The sequence below is a fragment of the Erwinia sp. QL-Z3 genome, assembly GCF_004551645.1.
GTDB lineage: Bacteria > Pseudomonadota > Gammaproteobacteria > Enterobacterales > Enterobacteriaceae > Erwinia > Erwinia billingiae.
In genome coordinates this window covers 3,705,790-3,723,532 of sequence record NZ_CP037950.1, presented here as the reverse complement: position 1 = coordinate 3,723,532, position 17,743 = coordinate 3,705,790, and the positions used below count along the sequence as shown (strand labels likewise).

General features: G+C 54.8%; 14 protein-coding genes. 6 read left to right on the top strand and 8 right to left on the bottom strand.

The features are described 5' to 3' along the window. The first annotated feature begins 48 nt into the window (after nt 1-48). Both E2F51_RS17920 and E2F51_RS17915 read left to right on the top strand, forming a co-directional pair. Entirely contained in the window at nt 49-789 is a 741-nt protein-coding gene (locus E2F51_RS17920; protein ID WP_134824128.1) for an SDR family NAD(P)-dependent oxidoreductase, read from the top strand. After that, nucleotides 786-1,769: a trans-acting enoyl reductase family protein gene (locus E2F51_RS17915; protein WP_134824127.1), complete on the top strand. Its 984-nt coding sequence runs from the start codon at nt 786-788 to the stop codon at nt 1,767-1,769. The genes E2F51_RS17920 and E2F51_RS17915 overlap by 4 nt, the downstream gene beginning before the upstream one ends. A gap of 94 nt (nt 1,770-1,863) precedes the next feature. Here E2F51_RS17915 and E2F51_RS17910 read toward each other — a convergent pair whose 3' ends face one another. Beyond that, complete coding sequence (locus E2F51_RS17910; RefSeq protein ID WP_371732138.1) at nt 1,864-2,604, bottom strand: SDR family NAD(P)-dependent oxidoreductase; 741 nt, start codon at nt 2,602-2,604, stop codon at nt 1,864-1,866. Between the two features lie 78 nt (nt 2,605-2,682). Here E2F51_RS17910 and E2F51_RS17905 point away from each other — a divergent pair, with 78 nt between their 5' ends. Further along, on the top strand, nt 2,683-3,066 hold the full coding sequence (locus E2F51_RS17905; RefSeq protein WP_105758987.1) for a helix-turn-helix domain-containing protein: 384 nt from the start codon (nt 2,683-2,685) through the stop codon (nt 3,064-3,066). 83 nt (nt 3,067-3,149) lie between these two features. Here the strand turns inward: E2F51_RS17905 and E2F51_RS17900 are convergent, their stop codons facing one another. The 4 genes from E2F51_RS17900 to treZ all read right to left on the bottom strand — a co-directional run bounded on the left by E2F51_RS17900 (nt 3,150) and on the right by treZ (nt 10,185). Beyond that, a complete protein-coding gene (locus E2F51_RS17900) occupies nt 3,150-3,455 on the bottom strand; it encodes a DUF1471 domain-containing protein (RefSeq protein WP_013202164.1) in 306 nt (101 codons plus the stop codon). 274 nt (nt 3,456-3,729) lie between these two features. Continuing rightward, a complete protein-coding gene (gene glgX / locus E2F51_RS17895; protein ID WP_134824125.1) occupies nt 3,730-5,811 on the bottom strand; it encodes a glycogen debranching protein GlgX in 2,082 nt (693 codons plus the stop codon). 56 nt (nt 5,812-5,867) lie between these two features. After that, nucleotides 5,868-8,402: a malto-oligosyltrehalose synthase gene (gene treY / locus E2F51_RS17890; protein WP_134824908.1), complete on the bottom strand. Its 2,535-nt coding sequence runs from the start codon at nt 8,400-8,402 to the stop codon at nt 5,868-5,870. Nucleotide 8,403: 1 nt separating this feature from the next. Next, nucleotides 8,404-10,185: a malto-oligosyltrehalose trehalohydrolase gene (gene treZ / locus E2F51_RS17885; RefSeq protein WP_134824124.1), complete on the bottom strand. Its 1,782-nt coding sequence runs from the start codon at nt 10,183-10,185 to the stop codon at nt 8,404-8,406. Between the two features lie 469 nt (nt 10,186-10,654). Here treZ and E2F51_RS17880 point away from each other — a divergent pair, with 469 nt between their 5' ends. Further along, a complete protein-coding gene (locus E2F51_RS17880) occupies nt 10,655-11,863 on the top strand; it encodes an aldose 1-epimerase family protein (protein ID WP_134824123.1) in 1,209 nt (402 codons plus the stop codon). Nucleotides 11,864-11,939: 76 nt separating this feature from the next. On the opposite strand, the gene E2F51_RS17875 is transcribed toward E2F51_RS17880, so the two are convergent. Beyond that, nucleotides 11,940-13,106 carry a metallophosphoesterase gene (locus tag E2F51_RS17875; protein ID WP_134824122.1) on the bottom strand — a complete coding sequence of 389 codons (1,167 nt, stop codon included), beginning with the start codon at nt 13,104-13,106 and terminating at the stop codon, nt 11,940-11,942. Between the two features lie 198 nt (nt 13,107-13,304). Between E2F51_RS17875 and E2F51_RS17870 the strand changes: the two genes are divergently transcribed. After that, complete coding sequence (locus E2F51_RS17870) at nt 13,305-14,222, top strand: ketopantoate reductase family protein (protein ID WP_134824121.1); 918 nt, start codon at nt 13,305-13,307, stop codon at nt 14,220-14,222. On the opposite strand, the gene E2F51_RS17865 is transcribed toward E2F51_RS17870, so the two are convergent. Further along, nucleotides 14,207-15,076: an AraC family transcriptional regulator gene (locus E2F51_RS17865; RefSeq protein WP_245174128.1), complete on the bottom strand. Its 870-nt coding sequence runs from the start codon at nt 15,074-15,076 to the stop codon at nt 14,207-14,209. The two genes, E2F51_RS17870 and E2F51_RS17865, sit on opposite strands and share 16 nt — an antisense overlap. A 318-nt stretch (nt 15,077-15,394) precedes the next feature. Between E2F51_RS17865 and E2F51_RS17860 the strand changes: the two genes are divergently transcribed. Beyond that, the gene (locus E2F51_RS17860) at nt 15,395-16,336 is read left to right on the top strand and encodes a sugar phosphate isomerase/epimerase (protein ID WP_134824120.1); all 942 of its coding nucleotides are present in this window, start codon (nt 15,395-15,397) and stop codon (nt 16,334-16,336) included. Between the two features lie 66 nt (nt 16,337-16,402). Here E2F51_RS17860 and gntP read toward each other — a convergent pair whose 3' ends face one another. Next, a complete protein-coding gene (gene gntP / locus E2F51_RS17855) occupies nt 16,403-17,737 on the bottom strand; it encodes a gluconate permease GntP (protein ID WP_134824119.1) in 1,335 nt (444 codons plus the stop codon). Nucleotides 17,738-17,743: the final 6 nt, after the last annotated feature.

The window sequence follows — 17,743 nt, the reverse complement described above, 5'->3', positions numbered from 1 at the left end:
CCGTTTTCCCTACTCTGAATGTCTTGAACGTCATCCAGAGGAAATATCATGAAAGTTATTCTCATCACCGGTGGAAGCAGTGGTATCGGCGCCAGTACGGCCCTTGAATGTGCGGCGCGCGGTATGGGGGTGATCCTGACTTACCATCGCAACCCCGAGGGCGCCGAACAGGTTGTCAGCCAGATCACTGCGGCGGGTGGTAATGCCATCGCCATTCCGCTGGATGTCTCGGCAACGGACAGCTTCCCGGCATTCAAAACCCGCCTTGAGGCGTTGCTGCTGGAGTGGAAACGCGCCGATTTTGATGTGCTGATCAACAATGCCGGCTTTGGCCTGTTCAATCCGATTGAAACGGTTACCGCAGAGCAGTTCGACAGCCTGTTTAATGTCCATCTGAAAGGGCCATTTTTCCTGACGCAGGCCTTATTGCCGTTGCTGGCGAAAGGCAGCCAGATTGTCAATATCACCAGCGCCACCACCCGGGTAGCAACGGCAGGTGTCGCCCCTTACGCCGCATTCAAAGGTGCACTTGAGGTGCTCACCCGCTATATGGCGAAAGAATTTGGCCCGCGCAACATTCGTGCGAATGCCATCTCTCCCGGGGCGATCCGCACCCAACTGGGCGGCGGGCTAAATGAGGCGTTTGAAGCCCTGCTCTCTTCGCAAACGGCGCTGGACCGCGTTGGAGAACCGGAAGATGTTGCACTGGCCATCGCCGGTCTGATTAGTGATGACAATCGCTGGGTCAATGCGCAGTCGATTGAAGTCGCCGGCGGCTATCAAACATGAAAACATTACTGATCTACGGCGCGACGGGTTACACCGGGCGCATGATTGCCGAACAGGCAACCTCAGCCGGACTAAATGTCATTCTCGCCGGAAGGAACCCGGTTAAGCTGCACGAGTTGGCGAGCGAGCTGAAACTTCAGGCATCAGTCTTCACGTTAAATGACGCGGACAGGCTTGCGCAGGAATTGCAGGGCGTGAGCGTGGTCCTCAACTGTGCTGGCCCGTTTGCCCAGACGGCTGAGCCACTGATGAATGCCTGTATTCAGCTGGGGATCCATTATCTTGATATCACTGCTGAGATTAACGTCTACCGTCTGGCCGAATCGTTGAATGAGTCGGCGTTGTCGTCGGGAAGTATGTTGATGGCTGGCGTGGGCTGGGATGTGGTGCCGACTGATAGTCTGTCGGTCATGCTGGCACAACAGGTTAATACACCGGTAAGGCTAAGAATTGCGTTGCAGGTAGCCGGATCGATGTCACGGGGATCGGCGATAAGTGCTGGAGAAATTATCAGTGCAGGTTTGCTTGCCCGGGTAAACGGGGTATTGACGACCAAAGCGAACAGCGCAACCGAGTGGTTTGATTTTGGCGAAGGCAAAGTGGAGTGCTTCCCGCTCTCTTTTGGTGACCTTGTGACTGCCTGGCATTCAACCCACATCCCCAATATTGAAATGTATGTGCACGTGAGCGGCGACGCGTTTCCTTCAGGTGATTTATCCCAGCTGCCTGATGGCCCGACGCCTGAAGAACGAGAAAAAAGTATTGCGCGCGCGTTGGTAGAAATCACCGCAGCCAACGGAGAGATTCACGATGCGGTGATTGAAACGGTGAATGGGTACTCTTATACCCCCCTCGCCGCCATAGCGGCTGTATCCCGCGTGCTGAATGGTGACCATCAACCGGGTTTTCAAACGCCCGCAAAAGTCTTCGGGCCTGATTTCGCCTTAACTATTCCGGGAACGCGGATTATCACCCGCTAAAAATCGCCTTTCTTAGCTTGCGCGGACAGAATATTTCTCACTCATTATCCAGCGTAATTAGCCGCGATGGTTTGCCCATCGCGGCCAGAGGGAATCAGGTCAGGTTATTCGCCATGCCGCCATCCACCAGCAGTTCCACGCCGGTAATAAAGCTCGCATCCTCACTTAACAGGAAGGACGCCGCAGCAGCCACTTCCTGCGGATGCGCCATGCGCCCTAATGGGATCGGCGCGATCAGCGTCTGGCGAACGGCTTCCGGCACGGCAGCCATCATATCGGTATCGGTTGGGCCCGGCGCCACCACATTGACACGAATGCCGCGCGGTGCCAGTTCCAGACTCCAGGTGCGGGCATATGAACGCAGCGCGGCTTTGGTGGCGCTGTAGGTGCCATAACCCGCCACGCCCAGTCCGCTGGCGACAGAGCCAATCAACACCACCGAGGCCTTGTCATTGAGCGAACTCAGCGCGGCCTGAAATGCCGTGACGTGACTTTGCACATTGACGCTGAACAGTTGATTTACGTGCCCGGCCGTTTCTTCCGTTAACAATGCGGGCGTACTCATGCCGGCGTTAAGTACCAGCAGGTCAATCTTGCCCTTGCGTTGCGTAATGGTGGCAATCGCCTGCTGAATATCACTCTGTATTCCGGCATCGGCTACCAAACCGGTCACGCTCGCGCCCAACTGCGTAACCGCAGCGTTCACTTCCTCTTCACGTCTGCCGGTCAGGAACACCACCGCGCCTTCTGCAGTCAGCCGTTCAGCAATGGCAAGACCGATGCCTTTGGCACCCCCCACGATCAGGGCAACTTTATCCGTCATTTTGCTCATCATTCTCTCCTCATTAGCGTAGAGAATGGATGATATACTTCTTATATCTGATATCAATAACGCACCTGAAGGATACAAGATATGGTTGAGTATACCGAGCTGGACAGGCTGTTTGAGAAAAGCCGCGCCGATATGGAGTTGGTTCGTCCGGTGCTGAATAAAATCGCCGATAAATGGACGATCATGATCCTGACCGTAATTTGCCCGCAGCCTGCCCGTTTTAACGAAATTAAAAAACGGCTGAATATCACCCATAAAGCGCTGGCTGATGCGTTGAAACGGCTGGAAAAAAATGGTCTGGTGACGCGCACCGTGTTACCGACAACGCCGATTGGCGTGGAATATGCCATTACGCCGCTGGGGCATTCATTACGCGGACCCTTTGAGGCGCTGTGTCAATGGGCGATGGAACATGGCGACAGTATTGAAGAAGCCAATCTTAGCTATGACAGTCGCGCTATTTAACGCGCTATCTAAGGCAAAAAAAAACACCGCATTCGGTTACGAGATGCGGTGTTTATTTATTCTGTTGGTGCCAGATAAAAACATCAGCCATTAGCCGCTTTTTCAGCAACATAATACAGCGTGGCTTTGGCGGCCAGCACATGTTGGTCATCATTACCCGGCTTGTGAGATTCCACATCGGTAATGTGATAACCCGCGGCACCCGCTTCCATCGCTTTTTTCACAAAGGCATCGTTAAGCTCTTCCATGGAGGTCACCCAACTGACCTGTGTTACGCCAACTGGATGCATGGAGGCAATCTCGCGATGGGTTAACCCTGCACGGATCAGGACAGGCTTAACGCTTTGTGGTGAGAAGATGGATAAAACATCGTTAACGAGATCTTTCATGTTGTGACTCCTGAGTATTCCAGTTCAAAACCGATAAGGCAGCATTATTATTGCTGTCAGGTCGACGGGAATGTTCCGCCCTGTCGGTTATTGCGCACGTCCGGCGAATTGCGCCGTCAGGTCTACTTAACTCCCTTTCTCGTTAATCGTTTTAGCTAAACTTGCTAAATTATTGTTAAGAAAGGTTCCGCCACAACTAACGGAACTTTCAGGAAGATATTCTCATCTGATTACATATTCGTTACATCTGACACGCATTATTCCTTGTCGTCCATTATGGCCTTCTGAATAAGGCAATGCTGCGCCCTTCCAGCTCGAAATCCTTTTCCCGGGTAATCACCAGCCCCGGTTTTGCGGTCAACGAGGTGGCGGTGGTCATTTCAAGCACCCAGCCACCTTCACCAAACTGCGGGATCTGGAACGGTACGTTGCCCTCATACGGGTTAAACAGCATCAGTACGTCATGCCAGATGCCCTCTTCGGTATGCAGATCCGGGCGGCCAATATACACCCCGAGCGTAACGCCTTCGTCCCACTGATCCGGCTGCTGGAAACCCCCGCCGGCATTGAACCACTTAATATCCATGCCATCGCGCCAGCTTTCGCGGCGAAGCAACGGCTGTTCTGCACGCAGCTTGATCACCTGGCGGGTAAATTCGCGCAGTGCCGCACCGGTATCCGGCACTTTATCCCACTCTACCCAGGAAATTTCGCTGTCCTGACAGTAGCCATTGTTGTTGCCCAGCTGACTGCGGCCAAACTCATCGCCGGCCAGCAACATCGGCGTGCCGTGAGAGAAGAGAATGGTGGTGAGGAAATTGCGGCGCTGGCGATCGCGCACCGCGTTAATGCCTTCATCCGTGGTCGGGCCTTCGGCACCATAATTGTACGATCGATTATCATTATGGCCGTCGTTGTTGTCCTCGCCGTTGGCTTCGTTGTGCTTGTCGTTGTAGGACGTCAGATCGTTAAGCGTGAAGCCATCATGGGCGGTGATAAAGTTGACGCTTGCCCATGGCCGGCGACCACGCAAATCGTATAAATCGCCGGAGCCTAACAGGCGTGCGGCAAACTCAGACGCGACGTTGTCACCTTTCCAGTATTCGCGCACCGTATCGCGATATTTGTCATTCCACTCTGCCCAGCCCGGCGGGAATCCGCCCACCTGATAGCCGCCAGGCCCAATGTCCCACGGCTCGCCAATCAGCTTCAGTTTCGACAGCACCGGATCCTGCATTATTGCGTCAAAGAAGCCGCTGCGCTGATCGAAACCTTCCGGCTCGCGACCAAGAATGGTGCCTAAATCGAAGCGAAAACCGTCGATATGCATCGATTCCGCCCAGTAGCGCAGCGAATCCATAATCATTTGTAACACGCGCGGATGCGAGGTGTTTACCGTGTTGCCCGTACCGGTATCGTTGATGTAATAGCGGTGTTGTTCGGGGAAGGTGCGGTAATAGGAGTAGTTGTCGATGCCCTTAAATGACAGCGTCGGCCCCAGCTCATTGCCTTCGGCGGTGTGGTTATACACCACGTCGAGGATCACCTCGATACCGGCATCGTGGTAAGCCTTCACCATATCCCGGAAACCCTGAATGCCATTCGGGCCGAAATAGCGGCTGGCGGGCGAGAAGAAATTCAGCGTGTTATAACCCCAGTAGTTCTTCAGCCCTTTTTCCAGCAGATGCTGATCGTCCGGGAACCAGTGAACCGGCAACAGTTCAACGGAGGTAATGCCCAGGTTTTTGATGTAATCGACGGTGGCCTTGTGCGCCATACCTTCGTAAGTACCACGGATGGCTTCCGGTACGGCGGAGTTGAGCTGCGTGAAGCCCTTGACATGGGTTTCGTAAATCACCGTTTCGGGCCAGCCGATCACCGGGCGATTCTCATCCTGCCAGTTGAACTCATCGGGGTCGATCACCCGGCATTTGGGCGTAAACGGCGCGCTGTCGCGATCGTCAAAGCTCAAATCTTTATCATCGTCATGCAGGTTGTAAGCGAAGTGCGATTCGTCCCACTCGATTTCACCAGACAGCTCACGGGCATAGGGATCCAGCAGCAGCTTGTTGGGATTAAAGCGGTGGCCGTTTTCCGGATCGTAAGGGCCATACACGCGATAGCCATACAGCGCGCCAGCTTGCAGATCCGGCACATAGCCGTGCCAGACTTCATCGGTGTATTCCGGCAGATCCAGCCGGGTGATTTCAAATACCCCGGTCGGATCGTAAAGACAGAGTTCGACCCGTTCGGCATGAGCGGAGAACAGCGCGAAATTCACCCCCTTGCCATCATAATTAGCGCCAAGACGCAGGCTGTTACCCGCGGTGATCCCGTAAGGTTTACCGTTAGACATGCCACTCTCCATTGCAAACGTTAATGTGACTGCGGTTTTAAGATTGTTTTTTTCAATCAACCCTGAAGGATCACAGGGGTAACGCATTCAATATTTTCTAAATTGAAGCGGCCGGTGAGGAAGTGTTCTTCGCCGGTCAGCACATCGCGATAACGACGCTGAGCCAGCTCAGGCGGCAGGTTAATCACAGCGTTATTCCAGTATTGCTTCGGCCCGGCAGACAGGCTTTCACCCACCAGACCCAACACCAGTCGCGGCAGGATCACAATGATTGCGTTAGCCCCGTCGCTGCGGGCGAAGGCCAGAATGTTTTCCGCCTGCTTTCCGCTGACCTGCAGCGGCAGATAATCGCCTTTTCTGAACAGCTCAGACTTATCCAGCCGCAGGTGCAGCAGTCGGGCGATAACCTGCTGTTTCAGCTTGCCGCTCCGCCAGTCGGCTTCTTCGCAGGACGATGGCAACACGCTGTCAGCCGTCAGCTGGTGTTGCAGCAGCGGGAAATCAGGATCGCGGCGGTTATCAGGATCGACCAGGCTGAAATTCAGCGCTTCGCTTCCCTGATAGATATCCGGTACGCCGGGCGCGACCAGTTTAATCACCGACTGGGTGAGGCTGTTGACCAGCCCCGCCCGCACAAAGGGTTGCAGCGAACGGTGGAATTCCTGCAGAAAGGTCTGATTCTGCGGATCGAGCAGATGGCGGGTATAGTCGAATACCGCCTGTTCGTAGGGTTCGTTGGTGTCGGCCCAGTCGGTGCGCTGCTTCGCTTCGCGCAGGGCTTTTTCCACATAGGCGAGGAAGCGTTCTTCCAGCGCTTTTAAGCCCGCTTGATCCTGCGGCTCAAGCGTGGCCGGCCAGACGCCAGCCAGCGCCTGATACAGCATCCACTCTACCGCCGGTTTCGGCGCCAGGCCATCCGCCAGCTTGCTGACCTTATGCTGATTCATCTGCTGCCAGCGAACGATGCACGCCTGCCAGATGTGCGGCGCTTCCGTCAGCGTATACAGTCGGGCGCGGGCATCCTCACCGCGTTTGGTGTCATGGGTTGAGGTGCTGGAAATCGCATCGGGCTGAAGTTGCAGCCGCTGCGCCATCTCCTGATGAAAACGCTCTGGCGTGAAGGTGCGCGGCAAGGGCTCGGCACCGACTTCATTCAGCGCCAGCTCCATATGCTGACGGAAGAACAAGGTGTCCTCTACCGATTTCGCCATCAGCGGTCCGGTAAGCTGCTGGAAACGGGTACGGAAGGTATCCGCCTCTTCCGTGGCACCGTCTGACACCTTGCCCGCGAGGATGCGGGTGAGAAAATCCCCCGCGCCACGATCCGGTACGTTCTCGCCCGTTTTAACCTCACCGGCCACCTGGTGCAGCATTTCAGTGCCTTCTTCCGGCAGACCCTCTTCGGTGCCGTAGGTGCGGTACACCGGGAAAGCGATCAGCAGTTCACGCAGCGCTTCCCGTCCGGTCTCCTCGTCCAGCATGACGTTTTCTTTGTTGGCAATCCCGGTGGCCAGCGTCAGCAAGGTGCTAAACTCACCGGCGAAATTTCGGTCCGCCATCAGCATTTTGGCGGCACGCAGTTCCGCCTCCATATCAACCTGTCGGCCGATCACCCGCTCATAAACTTTGCGCAAGGTGCCGATCTGCTTGCCGTCGACCAGCGCATCAGATATCGCCGCGATAAATTCATAGCCGGTGGTGCCGGAAATCGGCCAGTCCGCCGGAATAACCTCACCTTCACCCAGAATTTTCTCAACGGTCAGGTAGCAGTCCGGGCCAACCTGCTGCCGCAACAGCTCAAGGTAGCCTTTCGGATCGGCCAGGCCATCCACATGATCCACCCTGAGTCCGTCAACCGCGCCGGCATGCACCAGTTCGAGGATCAGCCGGTGGGTATCATCAAACACGGCGCGATCTTCCACCCGCACGCCCGCCAGACCGGTAATTTCAAAGAAGCGACGGTAGGAAAGCTCTTCTGGCGCATCGCGCCACGACATCAGCCGCCAGGGCTGACGGTCATGCAGTTCCGCAATGGCCGGTTTGTCGGTGAGTTGCAGGATCGCCTGCTCATTCCCTTGCCAGCTTTCCGGCGTCAGCGGATAGAAGCTGTCGAAATAGGCCAGCGCAGGACGTCCGGTTTCAGGATCGGCTTTGACCGTGATGTCGCCCTTTTCCAGCGCGACGTCAAAGGTGTCACCGAGAAATGGTAAGGTCAGCCGCCGCGACCAGTCGATATCGAAATAGCGCGCATAGCGGCTGTTTTCACCGTGTTCAATAACGTCACGCCACCAGGGATTTTCCAGTGAGGCGGCCATATGGTTCGGCACAATGTCGAGGATCAGGCCCAGTCCGGCATCTTTTAACGCCCTGACCATGCGGTCAAAACCGGCGCGGCCACCGATATCCGGATCGATTTCATTGGCATCAGTAATGTCATAGCCGTGGGTTGAACCCTGGGTGGCGGTAAATATCGGCGACGCATACAGGTGGCTGATGCCGAGTTGCAGTAAATAAGGCACCAGATCGGCGGCACGATCGAAGGTCATGCCATTACGGAATTGAATTCGGTAAGTTGCAGCGGGAATGGTCACTTCAGCTCTCCCTGGCCAGACGGACAATAATGGCGTTTTGCGCCAGCGTTTCTTCAGCGGCAGGCCAGGCGAACAGGGTTTCCCCCGGAAGGTCAACCAGCGGCTGAGCGGTTTCAGCCAGATTGATGGCCAGAGACAGCGTGCCATCCGGGAAGGTCCAGCTGACGGCGAGGAAGCCTTCCGCTGTCTTCAGCACCTTGCCGCTGTTTCCGCCGGCCTTGTCCAGCAACGGCACGATATATTGCTGACGCAGCGTCAGCAGCTGTTTTGTCAGTGCCAGCCACTGCTTGCCGTCTTCGCGGGTGAGTTTCTCCCAGTCAAGCTTTGAGCTAATGAAGGTTTGCTTGTCGTTAGGATCGGGCACGCGTGTCCCCTGGTGTCCGGCGTGACCCGCGAACTCCCGTGCGCGCCCTTCGCGCACCGCTTTGGCCAGATCGCCATGGAAGTCGGTAAAGAACAGGAACGGCTGGGTTTCGCCATACTCTTCGCCCATAAACAGCAGCGGGATATGCGGTGAAAGCAGCAGCATCGCCAGCAGCGCCTGGGTGCGCTCGGCACCGGCCAGATCGATCAGCCGTTCGCCGAGCGCGCGGTTACCGATTTGGTCGTGGTTCTGGATGAAATCAATAAAGGTCACCGGCGGTTGACTGAGGCTACTGACACCCCTTTTCTCACCAGACTGCGGCGCCACTTCGCCCTGATAGGCAAAGCCTTCGGTCAGCGTTCGGGCCACCAGCTTTTCGGGCTGCCGGGCAAAATCCTGGTAATAGGCATGGGTTTCACCGGTGGCAAACACATGTACCGCATTGTGGAAGTCATCGTTCCATTCGGCGGTAAACAACGGCGCCGAACCGTCTGCCGCGCGCGGATGCAGGAAGGTGACATTGCGGCAATCTTCGGTCGACAGATGGATATGGCGGTCAGGAAACTGATGGCGGATGCGTTCGGCAATTTCAATCAGTGCATGCTTCTCCGAGCTGTCTTCAATCTGGTCGATAGCGTCAAAGCGCAGGCCGTCAAGGTTGTACTCTTCCAGCCAGAACAGCGGCGCTTCAACCATATAGTCTCGCGCGGCCGCAACATCATAGGCGATGCCCGCTCCCCAGGGCGTCATCCGCTCTTTATGGAAGAAGTCCGGTGCCAGCAGCGGCAAATAATTGCCTTCCGGCCCGAAGTGATTGAGCACGATATCCAGCACCACTGAGATGCCGTGATGGTGGGCGCTGTCGACAAAGGCCTTAAAATCATCGGGTGTGCCGTACGTCGAGTGTGGCGCGTACAGCAGCACGCCATCATAACCCCAGCCACGACGGCCGCCGAACTGCGACAACGGCAGAACTTCGATCATGGTGATGCCGAGGTCGGCCAGATAAGGCAGCTTTTCACTGGCGGCGGCGAAGGTCCCTTCAGGCGTGAAGGTGCCGATATGCAGTTCATAAACCACGCTTTCAGACCACGGACGGCCTTTCCAGTCGGCGTTATGCCAGATGTAGTGCTCAGGATTGACCACCAGCGACGGACCGTTAACGTCCGACTTTTGCGCGCGCGATGCCGGATCGGGTACCACCATGCCGTCGGCCAGCACGAAGTTATATTCCGCCCCTGCTGAAACGCCGCTGGCCTGATATTCAAACCATCCGTCGGCTTGCGCCGTCATCGGATGATCTTCACCCGCAAGCCTTAAGATCACCTCTTTTTGCCCGGTCGCCCACAAACGAAAGCGGACTTTTCCGTCGCCAACGATCTCACTACCCCAACGTTTGATAAAAGATTTGGACGCCATTCGATTCCCTCGTTTAAGCCAGCAATGGGCAAAAGCAATAATGGTGGAGAAGAAAAAACGCGGTGGAGTCCGGTTCTCAGGCACTCATGGTAAAAAATAATCATAGACGATGAATTACCCGCTGATGGCCAGCCGGTGAAACTTTCCCCGGCTAAAGCGCTCGGAAAGTCAGGTGTTGCCCGCAGGATTGATCGGACGTCCGGACCGAATCAGACCGATGGCCAGCTAAGGACATTCGCCGGACAGCCAGCTGAATCGAGTTCAGCTTTTCGCTTTTCGTCCTCTTCCAGGTCACATTCAGGTGATGAAAGCTAAAATAACGCTCATGATTTCGTGATGAAACTCTAAGTTCTGCCGCCTTTTTCAACGAATTTACCTTGCGGTGACCCTGTTCACGTTTTTAATGCTCAGTGCTTTGTACTCTCGGGACGTTTTCAGCTAAATCAATTCAGCAAAAAGGCAGATAATAATGAAAAAACGTACCCTGGCCCTCGCACTACTCGCTGTAATAAGTACCCAGACCCCAGCTAAAACCTGGGTGCTGACGGACACAAGCACCAGTACTGAAAAGGGAAACTGGAAAGTCTCCAGCGATCAGCTGAAGGCTGGCGGAGAGAACTTCAGCATCGAACAGCAGGTGTTGCACGGCGGTAAGCAGGAAGGTTCGAAAATTATTACCCTGACCAGCGCCAACGGCCTGACTATCACCCTCAGCCCAACCCGAGGCATGGATTTACTGCATGTGCAGGGTCATGGCGTGCGTTTGGGGTGGGATTCGCCGGTAAATGAAGTGGTTAACCCGGCTTATATAAATCTGGAGAGTCGCAACGGCCTCGGCTGGCTGGAAGGCTTCAACGAAATGATGGTGCGCTGTGGCTTTGAATGGACCGGCCATCCGGTGACCAAAGACGGCGTTATTTATACGCTGCACGGCAAGGCAGGCAATACGCCAGCATCAAGAGTCGAGGTGATTGTTGATGACCAGGCGCCGCACCAAATCCGCATCCGCGGTCTGCTGAAGGAACATACCTTCAAGAAAGCCAATCTGGAGACCTGGACTGAACTGCGCTATACGCCGGGCAGCGACTCCTTTACCGTGCATGACGTGCTGACCAACCAGGCGGATTATCCGCACGACTACCAGATTATATATCACAGTAACTTTGGTACGCCGATCCTCGAGAAGAACGCCCGCTTTATCGCTCCGCTGGAATCGGTATCGCCGTTTAATGACTATGCCAAAAAAGGGCTGGATGGCTGGTCAACCTATGGTGCGCCAACCAAAGACTTTGATGAGATGGTGTTTAACCTGAAGCCGAAAGCGGACAAAGATGGCAAAACGCTTGCTGCGGTGATTAACAGTAAAGGGGATAAAGGCGCGTCGATTGAGTTCGATACCCATCAACTGCCGTTGCTGACCATGTGGAAGAATACCGACACGCTGAAACAGGGTTATGTCACCGGCATTGAACCGGGCACCAACTACGCCTATCCGGTCACCATCGAAAAAGAACAGGGTCGGGTTAAGCAACTGCAACCGGGCCAGAGCACCGAATTCACCCTCACCTATTCCCTGCTGAAAGATGCGGCAGCGGTGCAGAAAGTTGAACAGCGGGTTAAATCGATTCAGGGAGATGAGCCGGCCAAAATCGATGAGAAACCGATTGCGGTTGAGTAAGTCGGTATCACGATTGAACTGACTCAAGCCCCCGGCTCTGCGCAACAGCAGTTCGCAGAGCCGGGGCATTCAGCCTTTAGTCACTGGCAAGGGCTACCGTCTCGGAGACGACGTCTTTTGCGGGCTCACTGCGGCGGGCTTTTAAAGTGATCAATGTCAGCTCTGAAGGACGTCCAAGTCTTAGCGCCATGCCTGGCCACAGGCCGGTGCCGTTGTTAACGTAAAGCGTCATCCCCTCCACGTCATAAAATCCCGAAACAAAACCGCCGTTCGCCGGCGCAAAGAACCGATCGAGCCCGGAAATCAATCCGCCGTGCGTATGGCCTGAGAGCTGCAGCTGAACACCGCGTGCCGCGGCCTGGCGGGCATTCCTCGGCTGATGATCCAGCAGGATAATCGGCGCGCCGACCGGGGCATTTTCCAGCGCCTGATCGAGATCGGATGAGGTGGAAGAACGGTTGCTGGCGGAAAGATCGTTAACGCCGGCCAGCAGCAGCTTAGCACCGTTGCGGTTGATCACCGCATGCTTGTTCGGCAGCGACTTCATGCCCAGCTGGATCAGGTGTTCCGTCCATTTTTTCTGTTCAAAGAAATATTCATGGTTGCCGGTGATCACATATACGCCATCCGGCGCGCTCAGGTCACGCAGCGGTTCAACATCCTTCCGGCGGTTGTTAACGGTACCGTCAATCACATCGCCGGTTATCGCAATCAGATCCGCGCCCAGTCCGTTGGCTTTTTTCACCACGGCCGCCGACCAGGAAGCAGGAAACAAGCGGCTGATGTGCATATCGGTCAGTTGCACAATCTTATAGCCTTCAAACTCGGCCGGCAGACCGCTGACTTCCACAGTGATGTTTTTCACCGGCGGCACCCGTATCGCCTGATGCACGCCATACGCCGACAGCACCACGGCAATCAGTCCGATGGCGTAACGGTAGCCCGGCAGAATGGTGATTTTGTGCTGAACGATCAGCGAAATCAGCGCGACCGCATCGGTGGCGATCTGCATCAGCGCAATCAGGAAGATGGCGCAGAACGCCCAGTTAAACAGAATAACGATAAAGCGCGGCATTTCCGGCGCAAACACGCTGCCTGACGAAAAGCGGCAGAAAAGATGGTACTGAGAAGCGATCAGCAGCAACAGCGCCGTTGCCAGCCGGACGGACAGCGGCCAGGGCATTGGGCCAATAAAACGCGTGATAACGTACAGCGAAGGCAAACTGAAAATCAGGTGAAACATGGAACTGCTCCTCAGTGAAAGACGGTAACCGTAATACCGGCTGAATGGCACGGCGGCGCCGGACTCGCCAGACTACGCGACAATCCGGGGAATAGCAGCACACACCGTGCTCAGATGAATGAAACATTTCTCTGCTGGCAACGCCTGCTGACGCGTTTTAAGGTAGGGGTTCTCTTGATGACTTAACAGGATCACTCAATGCGTATTCTGGTGGTGGGTGCCGGAGCAACCGGTGGCTATTTTGGTGGACGTCTGGCGCAGGCCGGTCGTGATGTAACCTTTCTGGTGCGCGAACGTCGCCTGCAGCAGTTGCAGCAAAACGGGCTGATATTACAAACGCCCAAGGGAACCGAAACGCTGCATCCGCAGCTGGCCCAGGCCAGCACGCTCAACGGGCCGTTTGATTTGATTATCCTGACGGTCAAAAGCTTCGGCCTTGAACAGGCCATGCAGGATATCGCGCCGGCGGTCGGGCCGGAGACGCTGATCATGCCGATCCTCAACGGCATGCGCCATATCGACACCCTGCGCGATCGCTTTGGCAAGAACAATGTGATTGGCGGCCTGTGCAAAATCAACGCCACGCTGGGATCCAATGGCGAAGTGGTGCAAATGACGCCGCTGCAGCAAATTTATTACGGCGCGATGGATGGCAACAATGACGCGCGCCTGCAGCGGGTCGATGCAGCGTTAAGCGATTGCGGCTTAGAGACGATTTTCAGCGACGACATTATCAGCGAGCTGTGGGAAAAGTGGCTGCTGCTCAGCACGCTGGGCGCGGTCACCTGCCTGTCACGCGGCAACACTCAGCTGATCCTGCGTTCACAAGGCGGCGAAGCGCTGTTACAGGGCGTGTTCAGCGAGATCCTCGCGGTCATCAGCGCCGATGGCTATCACCCTCGCCCGGCGGTGACCGCCAAAATTTACGCCATCCTCAGCAACCCTGACACGCCGATGACCTCGTCGATGTACCGCGATTTGAGCCAGGGCTATGACATTGAGTCAGACCAGGTGATCGGGGATTTGCTGCTGCGCGCGGCAAGAAACAGCGTCAGCACGCCGCTACTGAATGCGGTAAACGTCAATTTGCAGGTGTATCGTCAGGCCTTAGCCTGACCGGTTAGCCAGTATTTTTTATATTTGGCCGGTGGGATCCCCACCATATTATTAAATATGCGGTGGAAGTTATTCACATTATCGTAACCCACCGCATTCGCCACTTCCGTTACACCCAGTTCGGTACTGAGTAATAAGTTCTGCGCCTCACCTATTCTGCGACGGCTCTGATAATGCTTGGGCGAGTAGCCTGAAAAATCCTTAAAGACATGGGCCAGATAAAACGGACTCATACTGATGGCCGCGGTAATCGATTTCAGGTCGATATCCTCTTTATAATGATCGTCGATATAATCTTTAATGCGCTGCCCCAATAATACTTCCGTGGTGTCATCAAGCGCTTTATTTTCGCTCCACAGGCTGCGGCAAAGCAGTAACAATACGTTCAACAGATTGTTGCCAATCTCCGCACCATGCAGCTTTTTGGCGCTGACGTGCCGCCACATTTGCTCAAAAAGATGACGGATCTCTTCGTAACACTCACCGCTGGGCATCACCGCAATGTGCGAACGTGGCGTCAGAACGTTAACCGGCAATCCTTCAAATTTCAGCTGCTCAACACCACAGCTGTACAGCAACAGATCGTCTGACGCATGCGGGTTTTCATCATGCAACACGCCGACATTAAACAGCATCAGGTCACCGCGTTTGACCTGATAACCGCGTCCATCAATGTTGTAGCTTCCCGTCCCTTCAACCACAAACATCAGTTCAAAACGCTCGTCATGCTTGTGCATTATCCTCGGTTTAGCCGCTTCTTTTCCCTGATGTTTGCAGATGAACATCAGCCGGGGACGACTGTCCTGGGCAAAACCGCCTGATGAAGGCTGTTGGTTACTGCAAAAAGTCAGCATGGCGCCTCCGCTGAGTTTGTCGCTATTCTTGCGGCCTGTTGTACGACCAATTTTGCGTGTTAATTAAAACTACGCAACTGATTTCCTGAATCCCGTCGCGTTATCTTTTTTCGGCCCAATTTTCGCTTATTTCGCTTCTCTCCATTCTTGCTATGTCAACGCGTTAAATCGTAACTGGGATGACCGTCACGGCTATTTCGCTTTTTGTCTTCAGATAATTGATCTTCAGCACAGTCTGAAATCACGCTTTTTGCCGCTGCGTCGCTTTCATTCATCTCTCTGTTATAACGATGCTCTGACTCTGAATAAGGACATGTTATGAAACTCGCCCTCTGTACCGACGTTCTGGCTGATTTATCGTTTGAGAAAATGTTGGATAAAGTTAAAAGCTACGGCATTACCGGCGTTGAAATGACGGCCGGCGGCTGGTCGCCCTGCCCGCATGTCAATACTGAAGAACTGCTCTCCTCGGCAGAAAAGCTCGACCAGTTTCGTCACGCGCTTGCCCAGCGTGAAATGGAGATTGTTGCCCTTAACTGCTCAGGGAATCCTTTAGCGCCGGGTGAGCTGGGCGAGCAACACACGCAAAGCAGCTATCGTACCGTTGAGCTGGCAGGCAAGCTGGGTGTTAAAAAGATCGTGATGATGAGCGGTTTGCCCGGCGGCGGACCGGAAGATCGTATACCCAACTGGATCACCTCAACCGTTTCCTGGCCGGGCTATATGCCAGGAGTGATTGATTATCAGTGGAACAAAGTGGCTATTCCGTGGTGGAAGAAATTTGTCGCCCATGCCAGAGAACATGGCATTGAGCAGATTGCGATCGAAGAGTTCCCTTGCCAGCTGGTGTTTAACCCATCGACATTACTGCGTTTGCGGGAGGCGGTCGGCGAGATGATCGGGATGAATCTCGACCCCTCGCACCTGATTGCCATGGGCGCCGATCCTATCGCTGCAGCGCGCAAGCTTGAGGGTGCGGTTTACCATGTGCATGGCAAAGATGCGCGCATCGAACGCGGGCTGGCCGACATCGATGGGCTGATGGAGTATCAGCCGGTGACCAACACCAAAACCCGCACCTGGAACTATGTCGCGGTCGGCTGTGGCCAGAATCTGCGCTGGTGGAAAGAGTTCTTTTCGGTGCTGCGTATGACCGGCTACGACGGCTATGTTTCGCTGGAGATGGAAGATCTGACCATGAGCATCGAGGCGGGGTTACAAACGTCGATTGATGCGCTGAACGCCACGCTCAGCCGTTAAGCGGACGGGATGATAACGACGCAACCCCCTCTGCAGCGGGGGTTGCGTCTTCAGAACGGACGGCGGTCAGTGGATCCACAGGCTTAACAGCAGCACCATTCCCAGGCCGACCACCGAGTTAATTAACTCCAGCAATCCCCAGGTCTTAAAGGTATCTTTCATCGAGATGCCAAAGGTCTCCTTAAACAGCAGGAAACCCCCGTCGTACATCAGCGTAATGGTATTACTGCCGCAGGCTACGGCCAGCACCATCAATGCCGGATTTAGATGGAAGGCACCGACCATCGGCGCCACAATGCCGGCGGAGGTAATGGCGGCCACCGCGCCCTGACCGGTCAGGATGCGAATGACGGCGGTGATCAGCCAGGCAATCACAAACGGTGAGAACGGTACGCTGCTCATCACGTGGACAATGCTGTCGCCAACGTCGGAATCAATGATCACCTGTTTCAATATCCCACCGGCGCTGATGACGAACAGCACGTTAGCGATCTGTGAAATCGACAGGCTGACGTTTTGGGTGACGGTGTCGGCGGTCATCCCACGTTTTATGCCGAGGAACCAAATGGCGGTACAGGTGGCAATCAACATGCTGATTTCGGCACTGCCGAGGAAAGCACATAGCTGCGTCAGCAAGGTCCCCTTGCCGGCCAGCGGCTTAATTATTGATGCCAGAATCATCAAAATAGCCGGGATCAGCGGCACCATGATGCTGGTTTTAAACGAAGGCAGCGACTGAGGATCTAATTGGGCAACCGGTTTGATCATCGAATTGAGCGGGATGTTTTTAATGCCCGGCAGGAATTTAGGCAGCAGGATCCCGGCACAAAACAGCGCAGGTATAATCACCAGCACGCCATACAGATAGACCTGCGCGATATCGGCATTAAAGGCACTGATGAGTGCCACCGGCCCCGGTTGCGGCGGGAACAGGCTGTGTCCCATAGTTGCACCGACAACAGTTGGGATCACCAGCTTCATATAGGGGATGTTGGCTTTTTTGGCGATATTCATCACCAGCGGCATAGCGATCAGGAAGGCCACTTCGTAAAACATGGCGATACCGAAGATGACCCCGATAAACATCAGCCCGACGCTCAGATATCGCGTGCCACAGCGCCGGATTACCGTGTCGGCAATTTGCTGGCTGGCACCGGATTCGGTCATAAACTTACCGATCACTGCACCGAAGATAATAATCAGCGCCAGGTGGCCCATGATACTGCCAATACCCTGCTGTACCGTGGAAACAATCTTATCTAGCGGGATCCCCTCTAAAATCGCCACCAGCACGCCGGCAATCAACAGCGAAAAGATATTATGAAATTTATATTTGAGATTCAGTACGACTAATAACGCAATCCCTAGCAGAACCCATGTAAGTGATAATATAGGCGACATAATGAT